This is a genomic window from Anabaena sphaerica FACHB-251 (genome assembly GCF_014696825.1).
Lineage (GTDB): Bacteria > Cyanobacteriota > Cyanobacteriia > Cyanobacteriales > Nostocaceae > RDYJ01.
In genome coordinates this window covers 80,973-102,551 of sequence record NZ_JACJQU010000005.1, presented here as the reverse complement: position 1 = coordinate 102,551, position 21,579 = coordinate 80,973, and the positions used below count along the sequence as shown (strand labels likewise).

Sequence of the window (21,579 nt, the reverse complement as noted above, 5' to 3'; positions counted from 1 at the left end):
AGTAAAAAAACATAGTAAATACATTTTTATTATACCAAATATAATTCAGGCTTGGTGATAATATTGTATAGAATGTTAATAAGCAGGTTTCAACTTTGTTGTTTACTCCACTACCTCATCCCCAGCATGGATAATCAAACACATCTGCAAATAATTCTATCTGATTCAATTATTGGTACTGTCTTACCAGCAATAGCTCACATCAATTTACCTCATTGGTGGTTAGCAGGGGGAGCAGTGCGAAATACAGTTTGGCGTGCCATTTTTGGACAAGAATGTGAGTTATTCATCAAAGATTTTGATATTGCTTTTTTTGATGATGGGGGGAACCGTGATCAGGAACTGGTAGCAAAATCAACTCTGACAGCACAATTTCCTCAATACGAGTTTGATGTTAAAAATCAAGCAAGTTTTGGGCGCTGGCGTGCTGGTATAAGAACTTATTCGAGTACAGAAGATGGCATTAAAGATTGGTTACACACAGCGACTGCTGTAGGTGTGCGTATGGATCAACAAGGAGAATGGAAATTTTTTACACCTTACGGTTTAGATGATTTATTTAGTGGCATTATTCGACCCACACCCACACATATTAATGATGTGAATGCTCACAACAAATCATCTGGGTTTATTCAAAAGTGTCCTGGCTTGCGGTTATTGTTTCTTTGACTGGCGGGGTAAATTTCTAGTTTCAGGTTAATTTATATACTTTAGATTACGTAAATAATTCTATTTGCTGTCGATTTTAAGTATAGTACAGTATTTTTTATACTGAGCTACCGTCAATCTATCTTAGGGTAGATTTTTGCCTATCTCTCTAGATAGATGAGGTTTGAGAGAAATACGTTATATCTTCAATGATGAGGCATTGATAGGATTTCCTTCAGTGGAAACTACATAGTTGTTAAGGCTTTTCCTTGCACAATTGCAGCCCACCTATTATCCAATTTCTCTGCTACATTTCCCTCTCCTCACAAGAGGCATTAATGACTTCAAATTACCCCTTTATAGGTTCTAATGAGTGTAGAAACTATGGAGGGGTATTTTTCATTTATCATGACTAACTCTGAATTAATTCCTGAAAGCTTTGATCTTGGTTAATATCATCAAAATCTATATCAGTCGCAGCATCTTCTTTGTAGCTGGGTTTAAGCTCAATTGCTTTCTGAAGATTCTCTACAGCTAATGTAACTTCTCTTTGCAGTGCATAACAAGCTGCTTTATTATAATAAGCACTAGCATAGTCTGGTTTAATTTCTAGTGCTTTGTCAAAATTGATTATTGCTTCGTCATCTTGTCCCAATCTTACCAATGTGTAACCACGTTTATCTAAGATTTTGGGTGAGTTGGGTTGGAATTCTAACGCTTTATCAAAGGAAGCGATCGCATCTTCGTAACGTTCCAATTCTAATAAAGACAAACCACGATTTAACCAAGCTACACCATCATCTGGCTGAATTTGCGTAGCTTTATCAAAACAGTTAAAGGCTTCTTTGTGCTTACCTAAATTACCACAAGCAACACCAATATCACACCAAGCTTGATGATAATTAGGGTTAATTTTAATCGCTTTATTGTAAGACATAATCGCGTCTTTATAGCGTTTTAACCTATTCAGAGTTAAACCGCGTTTCAGCCAAGTTTCTGCATCATCAGGTTTAATTTTAACGACTTGTTCATAAATTGCTAAAGCATCTTCATAGCGTTTTTCTGAAAATAGCACTTCCGCTTCTTTGATATAATTATCCGCAGAAATTTCAGGTTGTGTTGGTTCGGGTAATTTTTCTGGTACTATTTCCGGTTCTGGGGTAGGTTGAGGTTTACTTTCTGCTAACTCTTGTAATATGGCATCTTTCCGTTTTTGAGCATCTAATTGTAATTCTGATAGTTGTGCAGTAAATTCAGATTCTAACTTGTCTAAGTTTCCTAATTTCTCCAAAATCTTCAATTTATGTTGTTGAACATCAGTTTGAATATCTGCAAACTGAGAGATAAATTCACTACCAGATTTTTCTAGGTTGTCAATTATTTGTTGTTGACGTTGTTGAGCAGTATTTTGTAATTGTGCAACTTGGTTAATAAATTCAGATTCTGCATTTTGCAACTTCTGTAAAATCTTCAATTTTTGTTGGTGAACATCAGTCTGAATATCTGATTTAATATCTAAAAATTGAGAAGTAAATTCACTACCAGATGTTTCTACGTTGTCAATAATTTCTTGTTGACGTTGTTGAGCAATATTCTGTAATTCTGCAACTTGGTTGATAAATTCAGTTTCTAACTTTTGCAACTTCTGTAAAATATTCAATTTCTGGTGTTGCACATCAGTTTGAATATCTGCAAACTGAGAAGTAAATTCACTACCAGATGCTTCTAAATTATCAATTATTTGTTGTTGACGTTGTTGAGCATTATTCTGGAATTCTGCAAGTAGGTTGATAAATTCAGTTTCTGATTTTTGTAGATTTTCCCGAATGATAACTTGCTGTTGTTGAATATCTTTCTGCACATCAGTTTGAATTTCTAATAAACGAGAAGTAAATTCTTGACCAGATGCTTCTAAATTGTCAATAATTTGCTGTTGACACTGGTGAGCATAATTTTGTACTTCTGCGAGTTGATCAGAAAATTCTAATTGTAATTGTACAAAACCAGCAAGCAGTTTATCTTTTTGGCTTTGAGCGTCAGTTTGGAATTCAGCAAGTTGTGATTTAAACAGATTATTTATTTTTTCGAGATTATCTATAAATATATCTTTTTGATGTTGAGCATCTGACTGAAAGTGAAATAATTGATCAGTAAATTCTGACCGCGATTGTGATATACTTTCAAAAGCAGTTTCTTTTTGCTGTAAAGTTTCTAACTCTAAATCATGCAGTAGAGATATCAATTGAGAACGGGATTGTTCAATATCATTAACAGCGGTATCTTTCTGATTTTCAACTGCTAATGTGAGTTTGGTAAATCGACAAACTAACTCAGTTTCTAATTTCTTGACATTTTCAATGGTGATTCTTTGTTGTTGAGCAGATAAAGTTACTTGTTCTAATTGAGTATTGAGTTTAAATTCTAAATTGCTGATATTTTCTTGAGCAGATTCAACTTCTCTTTCTAAAGCTGTTAAAAATTCTTGTTTTGATTTTGGTAAATCAGATAAAAGTATAGATAAGTTTGCTTCTTCACCTTGAATTGATCGTTTAAGTTTATTGGCTTCCTGTGCTAATTCCTGAGTAATATTTTGAGATGAGCGAATCAAATTTTCCGCATCTTGGTTAACAGTAATTAATTGAGTTTGCAACTTTTCTATTCCTTGTACTTGTTGCATTGCTCGCTCAACAATTTCCCGAATTATGGCTTTCCGTAATAACCATAATGTAGCAATTAAAACCACAGGAAATAAACTTAAAATAGTTAACCAGATATTGAGCAGGGTATTCGTGCGAGTGAAAGCACGCTCAAAGTCTGACTGTACTTGCTTTTGAATGCGGGTTTCTGTTCGCAGTCGAGCTAATTCTTCCCGTTCTGGATTTGATAATACCTGAGCATTAGCTGATAGTTCGAGTTTTCCACTGACAAAAGCGGTAGATATCAACAGGGGTGACAATAAAATGGCGCTTTTTAAAGCTAAATTTGAAAAAATGGGTTTTTTGCTGTTCATAACACCTTCCCTATCCGTTAGTTAGTTTTTGCAGCGGTGTGTCTATATGCCATCTATGATAGATGATGGATGCAAGGGTACTGATTTTTAGGGGGGTTGTTTGATATTAGCAGATTTGTGGAGATAAAACGCTCTATCAATAAGCTTGTAACTGTATTTGATAAAGGTGTATTAAAATTGTGACTATAGTTGGCTGACAAAACGTGCGTTATTCATCATTGAGCAAATATTCCAAAATTTCAGGTGTTAACCCCCGTGCTTCTGCTTTTGCTCCGATTTCATCCATTAATTGATTGAGAGAAACAGATGGTTTGTCTAACAATTCTCTCATTCGCAAGCCTAAGAGGAATTGTATCTTTTTTTGTTCTTCTCCCGATGCTTCTATGTAAGCCTTTACTATAGCAGAATTTATAGGAATAGAAATTGTTGTATTTTCCATTTTGATAATGCAGTTTGGTTTAACTGGTTATTCAGTTTGTTGTAAGTTTATTTTACCCTAATTTCTAGTTTTAGGGGGTTAGAGTTGTGTCTCTCAGCTTCAACTACAACTTCTAAATTCATGAATTACTTAAGTTTTGCATCAAGGTAATGCAATAAAGTACGCGCTACATTTATGACTAGCATTGCTTCATTTTTTTCTAACAAATCCTCATTCGGATGTGCCAAGCTCGCACTGTTTCTAATTGGATTGAGTACATCCATAATCCCAGCACATGATTGCAGGATCTTCTCAATATCTTGTGAACGAACACCTATATTTTGAAATGCAGGATGTTGTTGACGGAGTAATTTAAATAGCTTTGTCATCGAATCATCTTTAGTATGTGGGATATTTTCTTTAGTACACACGGCACGTAAATAGCCATGTAAAGCTGTATGGATTCTATCAACACCACTAACTGCTCCGTTGGTTGAAATTAAGATTTCTACATCATTAATTGCTAGTTCAACAACAGCACTTGTAATCTCTGGAGCAGGGATAGAAATGTCTAATAATTTATCTTTACTCAATTCAGCTAAAAATCCTAATAGTATCTCTTTAGCAAATAATTTCTGATCAGAAGACACATATTTAAATATTGATGATGTATAGAATGATTTGTCAGTATGTAAAAGTTGTGGAGTTAATTCCTCCCATTTTTTCAATTCATTTTGCATATTCGCATTTTTAAGAACCTGTGAAACACTTCTTAACCATTTTTTAAATGGATCTGGTTCTATGAGAGTTGGTGATGCTAAGTTAGATAATCTTGTAATTAGACTTTTTATAATCTCTTGCTTTTCTTGCTTTCTATTCATGATTAAGTTCCTTTTTGTCTCATATTTATTAAACAAAACATAGTATAGCGTCACTTACTTGTCATTTGGATGATGAAATGTTGTTGCTAATGCTGATAATTTAAGCAACACAGTGGCTAATACACCACCATAGAGATTAAACCCTCACTAAACACCTATAATCTTATAAAGAACCTTTCCCCCACAACTACCGTCTACAAAATGATATAGTTTACAAAGTGCATCAACCATGAAAAACAGACAAAAAAAGGCTTGTCACCAACTCATCAGCATCACCTTACTAACCACCTTCCTTACTCCCTATTCCGTCACCGCAACCCCACCCAGAAACCCAGATAAAAACGTCAACTGTGAAATTCTCATTGTTGGTGGTGGACTGTCTGGAGTCGCTACAGCTTACGAAAGTTTACTCGCAGGAAACACCGTTTGTTTAACAGAAATTACCGACTGGTTAGGGGGACAAATTTCCTCTCAAGGTACATCTGCGTTAGATGAAAGACCAACCCAACGAGATAAACAATTTTATTCGCGTGGATATCTAGAATTAAGAAACCGCATTCAACGCAAATATGGCAAACTTAACCCTGGTGACTGTTGGGTAAGTGACTCCTGTTTTCTTCCTGGTGATGCTCACAATATCATCACCCAAATGCTCAAAGATGCAGCAAAACAGGGTAAAGGAAAATTGCAATGGTTTCCAAATACAGTAATTAAAGATTTACAAATTAGCCAAGATGGTAAAATTATAAATAGTGCGATCGCAATTCAACATCAACCAGCAAAAAACGCACCACCCCTGAATACTTTCACCTTATCGCAAACCATTGAAGACGCTTATAGTTACCAAAACTCACCCCGCTTCACTAAAAATATAATTCGTTTTCTACCCAAACAATCCAAAAAAAATAATAATCAATGGTACGTTGTAGACGCAAGTGAAACTGGGGAAATTATTGCTTTAGCTGATGTTCCTTATCGTCTAGGAATTGATGCGCGTTCCTATCTCGAACCTTCATCTTCTAGCACTACAAACGACCCCTATTGTACCCAAGGTTTTACTTACACCTTTGCAATGGAGTCTACCAAAGAACCGCAAAACCAAATAATGCCCCCATTTTATCCCCAATATGCACCTTATTTCAGCTATGAATTAGCAAGATTAGCCAATTTTGATTTAGTTTTTACCTATCGTCGTATTTGGAGTCCGCAACAAGGTCAACAAACTAAATTTGGTGGTGTCAATTTTACAACTCCCACCCCAGGGGACATATCTATGCAAAACTGGACTTGGGGTAATGACTACCGTCCAGGAACAGCCGAAGATAATCTCATTTATACTCGCGAACAATTACAAGCTACAGGTCAATTACAGCCCAGTGGCTGGATGGGAGGACTGAGAACCGAGACCCTCCGCAAAGGTGAAGAAAATGCTTTGGCTTATTATTACTGGTTAGTTGCGGGAAATACTGATTCACAACTTGGTGCAAATGTGAAACAACCCCAACCTAATAATCGTTTGTTAACAGGTTTAGATTCGCCAATGGGAACTGCACACGGTTTATCAAAATACCCATATATGCGCGAAGGAAGACGCATTATTGGCCGTCCCAGTTGGGGGCAACCGGAAGGGTTTGGAATTTGGGAAGTTGATATTTCCCGCCGTAATTATAATGATGAGTATTACCGGAAAACTCTACCTGCGGATATGTATCGCCAGTTAAAAGCGACACTGGCAGGTTTAGAGGCAATATCAGTAATTAGAGGTGAAGTTGCACCAGATAAAGCCATGAAGCGCAGTCGTTCTACTATTTTACCGGATGCTATAGGTATAGGACATTACGCAATAGATTTTCATCCTTGTATGGTGAACAGTCCAGCGGAAGCACCCGGTAATAAAGAACGCGCGGGAGAAAGACGCGGTGCTGGTAACGCTTATCCTTTCCAAATTGCGCTGAGAGCCATGATTCCCCAAAAAATTGATAATTTATTAGTAGGGGGTAAAAGTATTGCTACTAGTCATATAGCTGCTGCTGCTTATCGGGTTCATTCTTTTGAATGGTCTGCTGGTGCTGCTGCGGGAACTGTGGCCAGTTTTGCACTTAAAGAAAATATTGCACCTTATCAATTAGTTGATGATTTACCGAGATTAGAACCAAAATTACAGGTTTTAAAAGATATTTTAGAGAAAAATGGTAATCCTACTGCTTTTCCTGATACTTCCATTTTTAATCAAAATTGGGAAGATTGGCGGTAGAATTATGTGTTGACTAGATCCCCCACTTCTTCAAGAAGTGGGGGATCTGAAAGCAACTAATCTGGTAAAAATTCCGAGTTGAGAGTTTGTTCACAGGTGTAAGGACATATTTCTGGAAATACTTTTTGGCCTAGTTGAGTTTCTCGCATTGCTAAGGCTAAACCTAGTTCATAAGCTGTGAGAAAAACTTCTTCTAAATAAGGTTGTAAGCTAGGACTGTCTTGTAAAAGTAGTTTGATTTGAATACGTTGTTCTTTAATTGTACTCAACCAACTATTACTACGTTTTTGGGCTTGAAATTGCCATTTTAATAGATGTCCTAGCAATACAGCTAGTCTATTTCTCAATTCTTGTCTTTCTTTTCTTCCCAATGTTTCCAGTTCTTCAATTAGGTTAACGGTGTCTAATGTATTCCATTGTTGAGTTTTGAGTAAATTAACCTGTTCTTGAGTCCAAGCATGGAAGTCGGTTGTATAGAGTTGAAAGGTGTTCATTGTTGCACCTGTTATCAGTTTATATATTTATAATTGTAGTCTCTCTCTAATTCTCAACCCAACAATGAATTAAACTGGATATTTGAAGTGTAGTTTTGTAAAACGTAGTTTGTTGACTTATGGAGACAAGACTTGCAGCTGTTTATGGAATGGCCACAGCACCAACTGTAACACCTGATCGGGTTAATCAAGTTACTCGAAAAACCTATCCTAATTATAAGGTGATTGTCTTAAATGACGATTTCAATACTTTTCAGCACGTTTCTGAATGTTTGATGAAATATATTCCGGGAATGACAGGCGATCGCGCTTGGGATCTCACAAATCAGGTACACTATGAAGGACAAGCGATAGTGTGGGTAGGTCCGCAGGAACAGGCGGAGTTATATCACCAGCAGCTGCGTCGCGCTGGGTTGACAATGGCTCCTCTGGAAACAGCTTAATCATCATGAGCAAACCCACGGATGGTAGACTTGTTTGGAATCACTCTACCCACATTTCTGGTCTAATTCCTATTTTAGAACGTTTATGTCAGCATGATGGCATTCACACTGTAACGCCAGCGGTAATTGGGCGAGTGAAAGGTCATGCTCCTAAAATGCAGCTACGTGTGTCTGTACCCATTCGCGGGGGGTATAAAGTTATTGCACGACATGGTAAGACGGTGCAAGAGGTATTTATACTCACGACTTTAGCACAGGAGCAACTGGAAACAGCGATCGCGATCGCGATGAAAATTGCATGAATATAACAAATAATCAGGAGAGGAGCGTTTTTAGCTCCTCTTTTGATATTTGACTATTCTTCAACTTCATGCACAGCAAATTTATGTAATGGCAAACTGAGAATACAAGAAAAAGTTAAAAAATATGACAAAGCTGTAGTAATTTTTAAAGTCATGGTTAAACTTTCCCAAGTCGGTAAAAGCATTTTTTCAATCCCAAAAGCGATACAGTAAACAAGCCAGTAAGCAAAGCTCATTCTCAACAGCACTTCTTCTGTTGCTTGTGCTTCATCTTTCTGTTTCTTGTCCTCCCGTAGTAACCATAGACCAGCAATGCAAGCTACAAAGGAAACAGCAACCACAAACTCGTGACAAAAGAGGTTTACTAAACACATTTGCCTTTATTCCCATCTGAATGATGTCTGGATCGACATTAGTCTAAAGGCATATTCCTGCGGGTTGAACAAAATATTTACAAACTGAAATAATGTAAATAATTACAACAAACACTAAATCTTTTGTTAAGTATTTTTACAACTTCAGCCAACATTCTCATTCCTATAGAGACGTTAACCCAGAACCTCTGTAATTTATTGTTTACTATTCTTGTCCTGTTGAGCTGCCAAAAATTGCTTTTCTAAACTTTGTACCAAATCAAATTCATCTTTATGCTTTTTTAACCATTCTTCCCTATCTGCACGAATTTTAGCTAAGTGATATTCAATATTGTCTTTATTTACTAAAATCCCAAAATCTGCTGGTAATTCATTTTCTTTATAACCAAAAATACGATTTATTAGTAAATTACCAACTCGTGTAGTGTAATGGGAATTATCCACATAGTTTACCATCATATCATTAATTGCTTCAGTAGTGATACTATTGTAACCAGAGAAATCCCATACAGGACTTAGTTGTACAATTTTCTCCTTCCATGATTCAAAGGTTGGCCACTGTCCTGTGACTCTAATTGCTTCCCATTGAGTAGCATGAGATGGAGAAATAAAAACAATTAATTTTATATTTCTTTCTTGGCATAAATTAATAATTTGTCGAAAATAATCAAAATATTTATCAGAGAATTTGTATTGGTAGTGAAGAACAAAATAGGAATTTATAAAGTGCCTAAACCGAAATGTAATAGGTTTTTTTTCATATTTATAATTAGGTACATAACCGTTTTCTTCAGATGTTTCTGCTGGATGATTGTTTTGCAAACTAGCCAAAATTGTTTCCCTATTGATCTGTAACACATCTAGCGAAAATAGAGAATTAATAATATCATTAGGAATTATATAAGTCTTCTCTAATCTGTTTTCATCAAAACCAGGTTGATTACCAAGTGATTCATTAAACATAAAAAAATCAACTCCAAGAATTACTTGTTTTAGATGAGGTTGATTTTTAATAGTATGTTGTAAATAGCGTAGTAGTTCGTAGGGATTAGATCCATCAAGACCAATGTTATAAACAGGTTTAAAATTAGATAAAGCCAAATGATTTGGATCTAATCCTTGTTTAGTTCTTGATGAACCTAAAAATATAGTGAAGGGTTTAGTGTGAATAATCTCAATAGCTTTTACAAGGCGATCATTAAACTTTTTTTGGGGTTTTACATGATTAATTCCCACAAAAATAGGGCTTTTGTATATTCCATAGGGATCAATTAAAGCATTAAAACTCACGACCATCAAAATAAATATAGCTATGGTAGAGAAAAACCATTTATTAAACTGAAAAAAATTATCAGACTTGCTCATTTGTTTGTTAGAAATATTAGTTAAATCCAAACCATAATTATTACTCATTTTCAAAGAAAATTAATTTTTTCGGATTTTCTAAAATTTGAAATAGAGGAATTCAGAAACACGGTTTTACTCACTGTTTTTATTTTTATTCAGATAAAACTTAGTATTTACAAACCCAACTTTATTTATCCTTTTGCTGTTGGGTTTCCCCAAATTTATTTTCTAAATTTTGCACTAACTCCAGTTCACTTTTGCGGTTTTTTACCCATTCTTCCCTGTCTGCACGAATTTTAGCTAAGTGAGATTCAATATTTTCTGGAGTTATTAAAACACCAAAATCTGCTGGTACTTCCTTTTCTTTGTAACCCAGAATGCGATTTAAGATTAAATCGCCAACTGGTTTGGTGTAATGAGAACTATCCGCATAGTTTTCCATGACATCCTGCAAAGGTTCAGTGGTGATAGAATTATATCCAGAAAAATCCCATACCGGAGTTACTTTTAAAATTTTCCTTTTCCAATTTTCAAAAGTTTGCCATTCTCCTGTAACTCGAATTGATTCCAGGTCAATGGCATGAGAAGGAGAAATAAAAACCTTTAGTTTGATATTTTTTTCTCGACAAATTTTAACAATTTTCTGGAAATCTTCAAAATATTTGTCATTAAACTTATATTTATAATTGAACTGAAAATATATATTTATAGATTTAGTAAACCAAATTTTAGCTTTACCATCTCTATACTTAGAGTTGGGCATAAAACCATTTTCACCGTAATATTTATCATAATTCTCCTGTTGTAAACTCGCTAAAATTGTTTTCCTACTCACCTCCAATGTATCCAATGAAAACAGAGAATTCATAATATCACTAGGAAACAAATAATTCTTTTCTAACCTATTTTCATCAAAACCTGGTTGATTACCTAAAAATTTATTAAACATAAAAAAATCAATTCCAAAAATTACTTCTTTTAGGTTGGGTTGATTTTTGAGCGTATGTTGTAAATATCGTAGAATTTCATAGGAAACTGCACCATCAAGAGCAAGATTGTAAATACTTTCAGCATTAGATAAACCCGGATGATCGGGATTTAGTCCTTGTTTAGTTCTTGATGAACCCAAAAACACAGTTAGAGGTTTGATGCGAATAATATCAATAGCTTTAAATAACCTATCATTAGACTGTTTTCCAGGTTTTTCATGATTAATACCCAAAAAATTGGGAGTTTTATATATATCATAAGGATCAATGACAAAATTAACACTTACGACCATCAAGATACATATGGCTATGGTCAATAAAAACCACTTATTAAACTGAGGATGATTATCCAACTTACTCAATTGAGTTTCAGAAACATTAGTTAAATCCGAAAAAGGAGAATTACTCATGGGAACTCGATATGATACTATTGATAGGGTTTTCTAAAACTGGAAATAGAGGAATTCAGAAACACGGTTGAGGGATAGTATGCAATAGGCAGCCAATAAACCAATACCAATTCCCCACCATTTGTTAAAAGTCATTTTATTGCTAATTTCCTGAGTATTAGGCAGGAGTGTAACAGCTATCATTAGCGCAGATAAGACAACAAAGCTTAAAGATTTTTTTCCAAAAAATTCTGGTAAATAAGTCAACTTACTCCATTCTTGAACTTGAATGCCAAATTGAGATAGCATAGACAGTTTACCACCAGGCGCACCAGGAATAACTATGCCATTTATACCCGACATAGTTTTCAAAATTTCTATCGCATCCTGTAAATTCTGAGCGCGGAAAATTACCCAACCGACGACAACTGCAAAAAATGTCATCAACCAAGCTATTAATGTGGGAATTTTAATATTAAATTTTCGCCAACCATGATTTATTGATAATAACAAACCTTGTAAACCTCCCCAAATTATAAATGTCCAGCCTGCACCATGCCATAATCCTCCTAATAACATTGTGATCATTAAGTTGGCATAACGTCGTACTTCTCCTTTACGACTTCCTCCCAAGGGAATATATAAATAATCACGCAAAAAGTTAGAAAGGGTAATATGCCAACGTCGCCAAAAATCAGTAATTGATGTTGCTTTATAGGGGGAATTAAAGTTAACAGGTAGGTTAGTATTGAAGATAAATCCTAACCCAACCGCCATATCTGAATAACCTGAAAAATCAAAATATAGCTGAAGTGTATATGATAAAGCCCCTACCCAAGTTTCAATAAATGTGGCATTATCCGTATTACTAAATACTGGTCCTACCCACTGGGATAAAGTATCAGCGATCAGGATTTTTTTAGCTAAACCTAGACTAAATACTGTGATTCCTAAAGCAAAGTTTTTACTGGAAAATACGAAATTTTTCAACCCTCGCAATTCTGGTATTAATTCATCATGACGTAAGATTGGACCGGCAATAAGTTGAGGGAAGAAAAGAATAAACAAGGCATAAGTGGGTAAATCATAATTTTGTCCTTTAACTTCCCCACGATAGGCATCAACCAAGTAGGCAATCTGAGTGAAAGTATAAAAAGAAATACCCAATGGAAGTATTAAATTACCTAAATTCCAGTCTGCTGAAAATATGCTACTAACTGAAGATAAAAAGAAGTTAGCGTATTTATAATATGCAATGATGCCGACATTGATTATTGTGCCAATAATCAACAACAGTTTCGCTCGGTTGCTAAAGGGTTGGGCTGAGGCGATCGCCATACCCATTTGATGATTAAAAACAATAGAAAGAATTATCAATAAAATATATCCAGGGGTTGCTGCTTGTCCTGCTGGAGAAAAAAGATTCCAATAAGAATAGAAAAATATGGAACTTATCAGCAACCAAGGTAATACAAATTTATTTAATCTAAATTTGCTTAATAGCCACAATACTAACAGTGTTAAAGGCAGAAACACCAAGATAAAAACTGAAGAACTAAATAACATAGAGGTAGAGGTTAGTTGATGGGAGCGATGCCTGCGGCGGGCGAAGCCATCGCCCCAGGTATTACATAATTTTCACTAATTAGCTAAAAATATTACCATAAAATAGCTAGTCATTGCTTTAAACTTGTTGTAAATTTATTCCTCTGGATTCTGACTTATCTAAGAATTCGCGTATCTTCTCTTACACAAAATATTTAACCATTTTATAGCGGCTTTAAATTTTATTCAAAACCGCAACATCCTTGGTCCGCAGTTTGCGATCCTGCAACAAATGAGACTTAATTTAAAATATAAACCTTGGCTGCATCTGTTTCTAAAACAAGCTTTGATGGTCTGGTAATCATGCCATTCTCAGAAATTTTAAATATTGGCCACAGCTTCTCTAAATCTGATGGCGTAAATTTCAGATAATAGGGTTTTTCATAACTTGTGTCATTAAGAAAATTACCATCTATAAGGAGTAATCTTTTCGGATGAATGACATAATTACCAGAGGCACACACATTGACTATTTTAATACCTTTAAGCGTGATATTAGTATCAATGTAATTGTATTGATTATTAACTATTCTTTTACCCCTCACTCTGGGATCACAAATTACGGCACCAGATGGTAACTGATTGATTACTTGGGTGATATCTGCCGTATTTATTACCCTATTAATACCATATTTAACCAGCATAAACTGATAATCATAAAATAAATTACTCAAGCATGAAATCAAAATAATAATGCCAATAGATATGTAAAAAATAACTTTTTTTATTCCAGCCACATTAACGTATGCAAGAGATGTAATTGTGAAAACAATAGGAGCAAACAGTATAAGTAACTTGTAGTGAATAAAAGATTTTTCTGGGTCAAGATTTGATGCAGCATATAGATAAAGTCCCCATGTAGAACACCAAATACACCAAATAGATTTGTTCCCCTTAAATTTAGTGATTCCTAAATATGTAACTAGAGATATAAAAACAAAGGCTATCAATAAATAAATCCATGAAGAATTCCCAAGATACACTTCTTGAAAGAGTTTATAATAATTTAAAAAAACATTACTCAGCCTTTTACCCAAATTTATTAAGAAAGGATTTTCCGATGAAGAATTAGCACTAGTTAGAGTTTGAATAATAGTTTTAGTATTCCGAAAACCTCGCCCAAATTCACCTATCCAATATGGCAGTAAAGCAAGTACAGTCGATAAACCACTGATGATAGGTAAACTTATTGATAAATAGAGTTTTCTTTTAATAATTTTATATATAAAAATTGAAGAGCTAATAATAAACACTACTGGCATGATAAATAGTGTAGAAGAATGCAAACTTATTAATATAGCTAAAACCACTCCATATAAAAACCATAAGATAATTTGTATGACAAAAGGAAATTTACCCTCTATTTGCAGATAATAGAGTAATGTAAAAGCGAGTAAAAAGAAAGGAATTGAACTAGGATTCCATTGAAAATTACTAATAAATATTTCTCCATAAAGAACGCTATACCAAAAACCAGCTAAACCACTGAAAAAAATTCTCCTTGGTGCTTCAACCTTTTCTAGAAGTAAAAAAACTAGATAGGTTAATAGCGGAATGGATAAAAAAGAAAACAAAGCATTTGGTAATGCTTGAAAAACTGGATCTGCTCCTAAAAGGGTAAAGGGAAAGAAAAGATAATAATAAAGAGGTAAGATATGGTGTCTACCGATGGTAGTGACTTGAGGACCGAGTGTTGGAAAGTCTCCTTTCCAGATATTAATGACAGCAAAGGCATCTCTAACTTGATCGGGATCAGGACCGATGTCAAATGAAATATATTGAAAAACCGCTATAATTCTTGTTATAAACCCAATCAAAATTGCTATAACTATTAAGCTATATCCTATCAAATTAATGGGAATAACACGCTGCATCTCTGAGTTCAGCTTAAACACGGTAATTATATCCTTATTAATTAATTATGTGATCTTGAATAATTTATAGGATCTTGGAGGATCTTGGAAAATCCAAATGAGCGGTTATCGAAGCAGTGATTATTATCACTCAACCTATAAAAATAAGTTTTGTAAACCAAGAAATTTTTTGCCAAATTGCGAGTGTCTAAAATTATGTAATTTAGAATACTTTTAAATTCTAAGTTTTTCACCAACAAGCATAGTATACGCCATTTGCTTAATAGCCTTAATACAAACATTGTTATCGGTAACAACCCCAAAATGAAAGCTGAAGAACTAAATAACATAAAGTTTAGTTGATGGGAGCGATGCCTGCGGCGGGCGAAGCCATCGCCCCAGGTATTACATAATTTTCACTAATTAGCTAAAAATATTACCATAAAATAGCTGTTCTTTCTTGAAGATGTTGTAAATTTTTTACTCAAGAGCCTGCTGGTAAATACTGGAGAGCATCCCAATTTGGTAGGCAGTCTGGAAATAAATTCCTTACTGCTCGTCTAAACTCATTTAATCAGGTTGAAATTCAAATTTATTATTGCCGGTGTCGAAAGATATATATTCATCTAGAGAACAAAATTTATTTTATGGCTGTATCTTGGTGATCACGTCAACAACTTTCTTCGCAAGCACCAATACTCACCCAGGAACTAGAACCATCTTGCCAATGCTCCTTTTTCCAAATTGGTGCATTATGTTTTAGGGTATCAATTGCATACTGGCAAGCTGCAAACGCTTCACTACGATGGGGAGACCCCACCGCAACTAAAACACTGATTTCGCCAATTTTTAACCGCCCGATGCGGTGATATATCACTACCCGATTTACATCAGACCATTTTTCGTGAATATTAGCTGCAATTTGGTAAAATACTTGTAAACCCATCGGTTCGTAAGCTTGATATTCTAAAGCTACCACAGGTTTACCATCAGTTTGATTACGAACCATTCCACTCATCACCACCACTGCACCATTAGCTGGATCGTCAGCTTTGATATATATTTCCTCAAGCGACAATGGAGCCAAGGTAATACCAAAACTATCTTGAGCTTTAGGTTTGATGAGGAAAGCGGCTGGGTTTTTCATGACTAAGTTTTGAGCCTGTTGATAGGATACTTGATTAAGACGTAATACTAGATAACTAATTATCTAACCATTGCACGCTAATCTGCATAAATTCCCCAAAAATGATCTATCCGCTGAATAATTGACCGTTCAATAGTATTAGATTATATACTATCAATATACACAACACTCAGAAATTATGTACACCGTGAAACTAGAACTAAAACTTACTAACCCGCAACCTTCCTTTCTCAAGGGTTGTGTAAGTTTTTCGCGCTTAACTTCAAAATCCTCCTGCCAGTTTTTGATTGGGAATGTCATATAGAGATTTGTATAATTTTGGTGTGATTAATCAGTATATTCTCATATCAATATATATGAAAATACCCTGAAGAAGTGACGAATTTTTAATTAAAATTCAAACAAGCATAATTTCAAATTTGCCTGTTTGATGAATGTAACAAACGGAATTTATACTGGGGCAAATTGTGATTTGATCATTAATTAGTAGGAAAGTTTTGATGAAATTTTCAGTGTCTAACAATGAAGCCGCGAGGCTTGAGGTTCTCCATCAGTACGACATTATTGATACTAACCCAGAACAAGCTTTCGATGATTTGGTATCTTTAGCCGCTCTCCTTTGTGATACACCAATTGCTTTGATTAGTCTCATCGATGCTGATCGGCAATGGTTTAAAGCAAAAATAGGATTAGATCGCCAGGAAATGCCCTTAGATAGTGGCTTTTGTCAGGCTTGTGTCCAGCAAGGCGATATGTTAATTATTCCTGATACCTTGGCAGATCAACGCTATGCCACAACAGATTTAGTTATTTCAGAACCATATATAAGATTTTATGCTGGCGTGCCTTTAGTAGTCTCAGGAGAACAGATAATTGGGACTTTATGTATAGCAGATCAAGTAGCACGGCAAATCAGTCCTCAACAGTTAACAGGACTCCAATCTCTTGCTCGTTTGATTGTTAGACAATTAGAAATTAGACGCTCTTTAAAAGAAATTTCGCGAATAAACTCAGAATATAAACAAGCTCAGGCAGCACTCCATCAAAGTGAATCTACTTTACACAGTTTCTTTGCAAGTGCGCCAATGATGATGGGAATAGTAGAGTTAGTAGATAATGATATTCTGCATATTTCTGATAATCCCAAGAGTGCGAAATTTTTTGGACTCACCCCACAAGCAATGCAAAATCGTCTAGCACGGGAAATGGGTGTAGACATGACGCGTTTAAAACAGTGGATTAATTACTATCGTCAAGCAGAAATTACCCAAACACCTGTTAGATTTGAATATACTCATGAAACTCCCCAAGGAGAAAATTGGTTATCAGCCACAGTCTCAGCAATTCCCAAAAACTATCATAGTCGTCAGCAATTCGCATATATAGTAGAAGATATTACTGAACGTAAGCAGGCAGAAAATGAATTACGTTGGCAAGAAGCACTTTTGCGATCAATGAATAGTGTTTCACCACTAGGCTTTTATGTTGTTGATAATCGCACAGATAATATCCTTTATTTTAATGATCGCTTTTGTGAAATTTGGGAAATTGAACATCTCAAAGAAACCATGCAAAGCCGGGAATTAAACAATCAAAAGATTATTCCTGATTGTCTGAAATTGATTATAGATATTCCCGCCTTTGCCGCATCATGCCAACCTCTACAAGATGAAAATAACCGCTGTGTTGTTGAAGATGAGATTTATTTCAATGACGGGCGGATTATCCGGCGTTTTTCTACCCAAATTCGGGATAAAGATGATCAATATTTTGGGCGATTATATATCTTTGAAGATATCACAGCCCGTAAAAAAGTAGAACAGAAGCTCCGCGAACAAGCGGCATTACTCAATATTGCCACAGATGCCATTTTAGTGCGAGATTTAGACAACAAAATTTTATTATTTAACAAAAGCGCCGAGAAACTTTATGGTTGGAAAGCTGAAGAAGTTATCGACAGAAATGCTAGTCATATTTGGGTTGATGAACCTGAGTCCCTACAACAGGAAATTTATCAAACCATGTTAACACAAGGTTCATGGCAAGGAGAATTAATTAAAAACACCAAATTTGGCACAGAAATTATTCTAGAAAGCCGTTGGACTTTAGTACATGATGAGTACAATCAAGCTCAATGTATCCTGATTGTTGAGACTGATATTACCCAGAAAAAACAATTAGAACAGCAATTTTTACGCGCTCAACGCATGGAGAGTATTGGTACTCTAGCTAGTGGGATTGCCCATGATTTGAATAATGTCTTATCACCAATTATGATGTCAGCATATTTACTCAAAAATAAATATTATGACCCGCAAGCTAAGGAACTGATCTCGATCATAGAAACCAATGCCAAACGTGGTGCTAATTTAGTTAAGCAAGTGCTATCTTTTGCTAGGGGAATTCCAGGCGATCGCACAGTGATTCAAGTCAAGTATTTGATTTCAGAAATGCAGCAAATTGTTGTCCAAACATTCCCCAAGTCAATTAAATTTCATGCAGAAATTCAGGAAAATTTATACCCAGTTTATGGTGACACTACCCAACTAGATCAAGTGCTGATGAATCTGTGTCTAAATGCTCGTGATGCTATGCCTCATGGCGGTACTTTAACAATAATCGCTGAGAATATTTGGATTGATCATAACTTTGTTAAAATACACCTAGAGGCAGAAATTGGTTATTATATTATCATAAAGGTGATTGACACAGGCATTGGCATTCAAAGTAACGTATTAGATAGGATATTTGAACCTTTTTTTACAACTAAAGAATTTGGCAAAGGTACCGGACTGGGTTTATCAACAGTTATAAGCATTATTAAAGGTCATGATGGTTTCATAACTGTATCCAGTTTACAAGGTAAAGGTACAGAATTTCATGTATATTTGCCAGCAGTATATACAGAAATTACCGAGTCACTACCAGAAATGGAAATACCTGCTGGCAATGAAGAATGGATTTTATTGGTAGATGACGAAATTTCGATTCTGGAGATTACTACAACTTCTTTAGAAACCCATAATTACAAGGTAATTACTGCTAGTGAAGGAGAGAAAGCTCTAGACTTATACAAGCAAAATCAAAATAAAATTAAGACAGTAATTATTGATATATTGATGCCAAATATTGATGGCATCACCACTATTCACAAATTGCAAAATATAACTCCAAGCCTAAGAATTATTGCGATCAGCGGACTCGTAACTAGCGAACATCTCAATATTCTAAATCGATTGGAAAATATAACTTTTTTGGCTAAACCTTTCACAGTGCAAGAACTTTTAAAAACCCTAGATAAAGTTAAAAGTCAGTAAAAGTAAAACCAATTACTAATGACTAAAAAGATACCAGGAGAAAGTGAGCAAGCGCATCAGTGGGAAGCACAAATTAGGATGGCATTAGACGCAGCTTGCATGAGCATTTGGAACTTCGATATCCACAGCAATGAAATTAGCAGTTCGGATCATCTACAAGCTCTTTTTGGGTTAGAAACAGACAATTTTCATCCCACATATCAAGCTGTTCTCAATTGCATTCATAGCCAAGACCGAGAATTTGTTAAACGCACTTATCAGCACGCTATTGAAGAAGGACGCGCATTTGAAATTGAATTTCGAGTAGTTTTAGCTGATGGTAGTATTCGCTGGTTAGCCAGTAAAGGTGTGGTTGAAAAAGACTCATCAGGAGTACCCTTACAAATATGTGGGGTATTTATGGATATTACCAAGCGTAAACAAACTGAGCATAGAAGGATGGAAGAGGCGCTAAAAAAAAGTGAAGAAAGGTTTCAAATAGTTGCTCTGGCTACTAATGATGTGTTGAGAGATTGGGATTTGCTAACTAATCAGGTGTGGTGGAATCAATCTGTACAGTCTCTTTTTGGTTATACAGCAGAACAAGTTAATTTAGATGCAACTTGGTGGCGTGAACGAATACATCCAGATGATAGACAACGTATTACTACTGATCTGCGTGCTGTCATTGATAATAGGAAACAATTTTGGTCTAATGAATACCGCTTTTTGCGTAGTGATGGTACTTATGCTTATATTTTTGACCGTGGTTATATTGTTCATGACCAGACGAATAAGCCAGTGCGGATGATTGGGGTAATGATGGATATGACTGATCGCAAACGAGCCGAAGCAGAATTACAACGGCAAAACCTGCGATCGCAATTATTCGCCAATATCACCCTCAAAATTCGTCAATCTTTACAAATTGAGGAGATTCTCGAAACCAGCGTCACTGAAGTACAAAAGCTACTTCAAGCAGATCGGGTGTTAATTTTACAGCTTCATGGTAATAGTTCCTTTCTCGCAGTGAAAGAAGCTGTAGTTCCTGGTTTACCAATTGTTCTGGGACAGAACATTTCTGACCCTTGTTTTAGTGAAGATTACATTCAAAAATACAGTCAAGGGCGAATTAGTGCGATTAGCGACATCGAGAAAGCACAAATTCAAGCTTGTCACATTCAATTTCTCCAACAATTCGCCGTTAAAGCTAACCTCGTCGTTCCCATTTTCCGCAAAAATCAACTTTGGGGGCTGCTAATTGCCCATCAATGTCTACATACCCGTCAATGGACTAATTGGGAAATTGGACTTTTGGGACAACTGGCCGATCAAATTGGTATTGCTTTAGCACAAAGTTTAATTTTAGAACAAGAAACCCAGCAACGCCAAGAACTCGCTCGTTCTAATGAAGAACTGCAACAATTTGCTTTTATTGCTTCCCACGATTTACAAGAACCGCTGCGTAAAATTAAGACATTTGGTGAGCGTCTGCAAGTTACTTGTGGAGAATCTTTAAGTGAACAGGGACGTGATTATCTACAACGGATGCAAAATGCAGTCTTGAGAATGCAAACTTTAATTGAAGACTTATTGACACTTTCACGGGTAACAACTAGGGCGCAGCCATTTGTATCCGTAAATTTAACACAAATTGCCCAAGAAGTATTATCTGATTTAGAAGTACGTATCCAGCAGACAGAAGGACAAATTGAGATAGGGGAATTATCTATTATTCAAGCCGATCCTCTGCAAATGCGTCAATTACTGCAAAATCTCATTGGTAATGCCCTCAAGTTTTGTCGTCAAAATCAACCACCTAAAATCAAAATATATGGTCAAGTTTTAAACAATCATATTGATGATTTATCTGTTGGTAATGCCTACTATCAAATCATTGTTGAAGATAATGGCATTGGTTTTGCAGAAAAATATCTTGACCGTATTTTCAATGTTTTTCAACGGCTGCATGGTCGCAGTGAATACGAAGGTACGGGCATCGGTTTAGCTATCTGTCGGAAAATTACTGAACGCCACCACGGTACGATTACAGCACAAAGTCAGCCAGGACAAGGAGCAAAATTTATTATTACTTTACCAATTCATTCTCATCTCTAATTTTTCTTCCC

General features: G+C 35.5%; 16 protein-coding genes. 6 read left to right on the top strand and 10 right to left on the bottom strand.

The window, feature by feature from the left end; translation table 11 throughout:
• Positions 1–126: 126 nt before the first annotated feature.
• The gene (locus H6G06_RS11175) at positions 127–669 is read left to right on the top strand and encodes a nucleotidyltransferase family protein (RefSeq protein ID WP_190560048.1); all 543 of its coding nucleotides are present in this window, start codon (positions 127–129) and stop codon (positions 667–669) included.
• Between the two features lie 391 nt (positions 670–1,060).
• Here the strand turns inward: H6G06_RS11175 and H6G06_RS11170 are convergent, their stop codons facing one another.
• The 3 genes from H6G06_RS11170 to H6G06_RS11160 form a co-directional block, all read right to left on the bottom strand.
• Positions 1,061–3,658, bottom strand: a complete 2,598-nt coding sequence (locus H6G06_RS11170) for a tetratricopeptide repeat protein (RefSeq protein WP_190560046.1) — start codon at positions 3,656–3,658, stop codon at positions 1,061–1,063.
• 208 nt (positions 3,659–3,866) lie between these two features.
• Positions 3,867–4,097 (bottom strand): hypothetical protein, encoded by a 231-nt coding sequence (locus tag H6G06_RS11165; RefSeq protein ID WP_190560044.1) that lies wholly within the window; start codon positions 4,095–4,097, stop codon positions 3,867–3,869.
• A gap of 125 nt (positions 4,098–4,222) precedes the next feature.
• A complete protein-coding gene (locus H6G06_RS11160) occupies positions 4,223–4,957 on the bottom strand; it encodes an abortive infection family protein (RefSeq protein ID WP_190560042.1) in 735 nt (244 codons plus the stop codon).
• Positions 4,958–5,186: 229 nt separating this feature from the next.
• Between H6G06_RS11160 and H6G06_RS11155 the strand changes: the two genes are divergently transcribed.
• The gene (locus H6G06_RS11155; protein WP_190560040.1) at positions 5,187–7,211 is read left to right on the top strand and encodes an FAD-dependent oxidoreductase; all 2,025 of its coding nucleotides are present in this window, start codon (positions 5,187–5,189) and stop codon (positions 7,209–7,211) included.
• A gap of 56 nt (positions 7,212–7,267) precedes the next feature.
• Here the strand turns inward: H6G06_RS11155 and H6G06_RS11150 are convergent, their stop codons facing one another.
• The gene (locus H6G06_RS11150) at positions 7,268–7,705 is read right to left on the bottom strand and encodes a DUF29 domain-containing protein (protein WP_190560038.1); all 438 of its coding nucleotides are present in this window, start codon (positions 7,703–7,705) and stop codon (positions 7,268–7,270) included.
• A 119-nt stretch (positions 7,706–7,824) separates the two neighbouring features.
• Here H6G06_RS11150 and clpS point away from each other — a divergent pair, with 119 nt between their 5' ends.
• Positions 7,825–8,148 carry an ATP-dependent Clp protease adapter ClpS gene (clpS, locus tag H6G06_RS11145; protein ID WP_190560036.1) on the top strand — a complete coding sequence of 108 codons (324 nt, stop codon included), beginning with the start codon at positions 7,825–7,827 and terminating at the stop codon, positions 8,146–8,148.
• Positions 8,149–8,153: 5 nt separating this feature from the next.
• Complete coding sequence (locus H6G06_RS11140) at positions 8,154–8,450, top strand: DUF2103 domain-containing protein (RefSeq protein ID WP_190560034.1); 297 nt, start codon at positions 8,154–8,156, stop codon at positions 8,448–8,450.
• A 53-nt stretch (positions 8,451–8,503) separates the two neighbouring features.
• Here the strand turns inward: H6G06_RS11140 and H6G06_RS11135 are convergent, their stop codons facing one another.
• The 6 genes from H6G06_RS11135 to H6G06_RS11110 form a co-directional block, all read right to left on the bottom strand.
• The gene (locus tag H6G06_RS11135; protein ID WP_190560032.1) at positions 8,504–8,824 is read right to left on the bottom strand and encodes a hypothetical protein; all 321 of its coding nucleotides are present in this window, start codon (positions 8,822–8,824) and stop codon (positions 8,504–8,506) included.
• Between the two features lie 195 nt (positions 8,825–9,019).
• Entirely contained in the window at positions 9,020–10,237 is a 1,218-nt protein-coding gene (locus H6G06_RS11130) for a hypothetical protein (RefSeq protein ID WP_190560030.1), read from the bottom strand.
• Between the two features lie 121 nt (positions 10,238–10,358).
• Positions 10,359–11,570 (bottom strand): hypothetical protein, encoded by a 1,212-nt coding sequence (locus tag H6G06_RS11125; RefSeq protein ID WP_199306660.1) that lies wholly within the window; start codon positions 11,568–11,570, stop codon positions 10,359–10,361.
• A 33-nt stretch (positions 11,571–11,603) separates the two neighbouring features.
• Positions 11,604–13,115 (bottom strand): MBOAT family O-acyltransferase, encoded by a 1,512-nt coding sequence (locus H6G06_RS11120; RefSeq protein ID WP_190560028.1) that lies wholly within the window; start codon positions 13,113–13,115, stop codon positions 11,604–11,606.
• Between the two features lie 278 nt (positions 13,116–13,393).
• Complete coding sequence (locus H6G06_RS11115; RefSeq protein ID WP_199306659.1) at positions 13,394–15,028, bottom strand: hypothetical protein; 1,635 nt, start codon at positions 15,026–15,028, stop codon at positions 13,394–13,396.
• A gap of 649 nt (positions 15,029–15,677) precedes the next feature.
• Positions 15,678–16,154, bottom strand: coding sequence for a molybdenum cofactor biosynthesis protein MoaE (locus H6G06_RS11110; RefSeq protein WP_190560024.1), 477 nt, complete (start codon positions 16,152–16,154; stop codon positions 15,678–15,680).
• 500 nt (positions 16,155–16,654) lie between these two features.
• Here H6G06_RS11110 and H6G06_RS11105 point away from each other — a divergent pair, with 500 nt between their 5' ends.
• Together H6G06_RS11105 and H6G06_RS11100 are read left to right on the top strand one after the other, a co-directional pair.
• Positions 16,655–19,471: a hybrid sensor histidine kinase/response regulator gene (locus H6G06_RS11105; protein ID WP_190560022.1), complete on the top strand. Its 2,817-nt coding sequence runs from the start codon at positions 16,655–16,657 to the stop codon at positions 19,469–19,471.
• Between the two features lie 18 nt (positions 19,472–19,489).
• Positions 19,490–21,568: a PAS domain-containing sensor histidine kinase gene (locus tag H6G06_RS11100; RefSeq protein ID WP_190560020.1), complete on the top strand. Its 2,079-nt coding sequence runs from the start codon at positions 19,490–19,492 to the stop codon at positions 21,566–21,568.
• Positions 21,569–21,579 lie beyond the last annotated feature (11 nt).

What these genes read in the sequence shown, in the direction of transcription:
- H6G06_RS11175 (WP_190560048.1), top strand. Translation starts at nt 127, where the DNA reads ATGGATAATCAAACACATCTGCAAATAATTCTATCTGATTCAATTATT.
- H6G06_RS11170 (WP_190560046.1), bottom strand. Translation starts at nt 3,658, where the DNA reads ATGAACAGCAAAAAACCCATTTTTTCAAATTTAGCTTTAAAAAGCGCC.
- H6G06_RS11165 (WP_190560044.1), bottom strand. Translation starts at nt 4,097, where the DNA reads ATGGAAAATACAACAATTTCTATTCCTATAAATTCTGCTATAGTAAAG.
- H6G06_RS11160 (WP_190560042.1), bottom strand. Translation starts at nt 4,957, where the DNA reads ATGAATAGAAAGCAAGAAAAGCAAGAGATTATAAAAAGTCTAATTACA.
- H6G06_RS11155 (WP_190560040.1), top strand. Translation starts at nt 5,187, where the DNA reads ATGAAAAACAGACAAAAAAAGGCTTGTCACCAACTCATCAGCATCACC.
- H6G06_RS11150 (WP_190560038.1), bottom strand. Translation starts at nt 7,705, where the DNA reads ATGAACACCTTTCAACTCTATACAACCGACTTCCATGCTTGGACTCAA.
- clpS (WP_190560036.1), top strand. Translation starts at nt 7,825, where the DNA reads ATGGAGACAAGACTTGCAGCTGTTTATGGAATGGCCACAGCACCAACT.
- H6G06_RS11140 (WP_190560034.1), top strand. Translation starts at nt 8,154, where the DNA reads ATGAGCAAACCCACGGATGGTAGACTTGTTTGGAATCACTCTACCCAC.
- H6G06_RS11135 (WP_190560032.1), bottom strand. Translation starts at nt 8,824, where the DNA reads ATGTGTTTAGTAAACCTCTTTTGTCACGAGTTTGTGGTTGCTGTTTCC.
- H6G06_RS11130 (WP_190560030.1), bottom strand. Translation starts at nt 10,237, where the DNA reads ATGAGTAATAATTATGGTTTGGATTTAACTAATATTTCTAACAAACAA.
- H6G06_RS11125 (WP_199306660.1), bottom strand. Translation starts at nt 11,570, where the DNA reads ATGAGTAATTCTCCTTTTTCGGATTTAACTAATGTTTCTGAAACTCAA.
- H6G06_RS11120 (WP_190560028.1), bottom strand. Translation starts at nt 13,115, where the DNA reads ATGTTATTTAGTTCTTCAGTTTTTATCTTGGTGTTTCTGCCTTTAACA.
- H6G06_RS11115 (WP_199306659.1), bottom strand. Translation starts at nt 15,028, where the DNA reads ATGCAGCGTGTTATTCCCATTAATTTGATAGGATATAGCTTAATAGTT.
- H6G06_RS11110 (WP_190560024.1), bottom strand. Translation starts at nt 16,154, where the DNA reads ATGAAAAACCCAGCCGCTTTCCTCATCAAACCTAAAGCTCAAGATAGT.
- H6G06_RS11105 (WP_190560022.1), top strand. Translation starts at nt 16,655, where the DNA reads ATGAAATTTTCAGTGTCTAACAATGAAGCCGCGAGGCTTGAGGTTCTC.
- H6G06_RS11100 (WP_190560020.1), top strand. Translation starts at nt 19,490, where the DNA reads ATGACTAAAAAGATACCAGGAGAAAGTGAGCAAGCGCATCAGTGGGAA.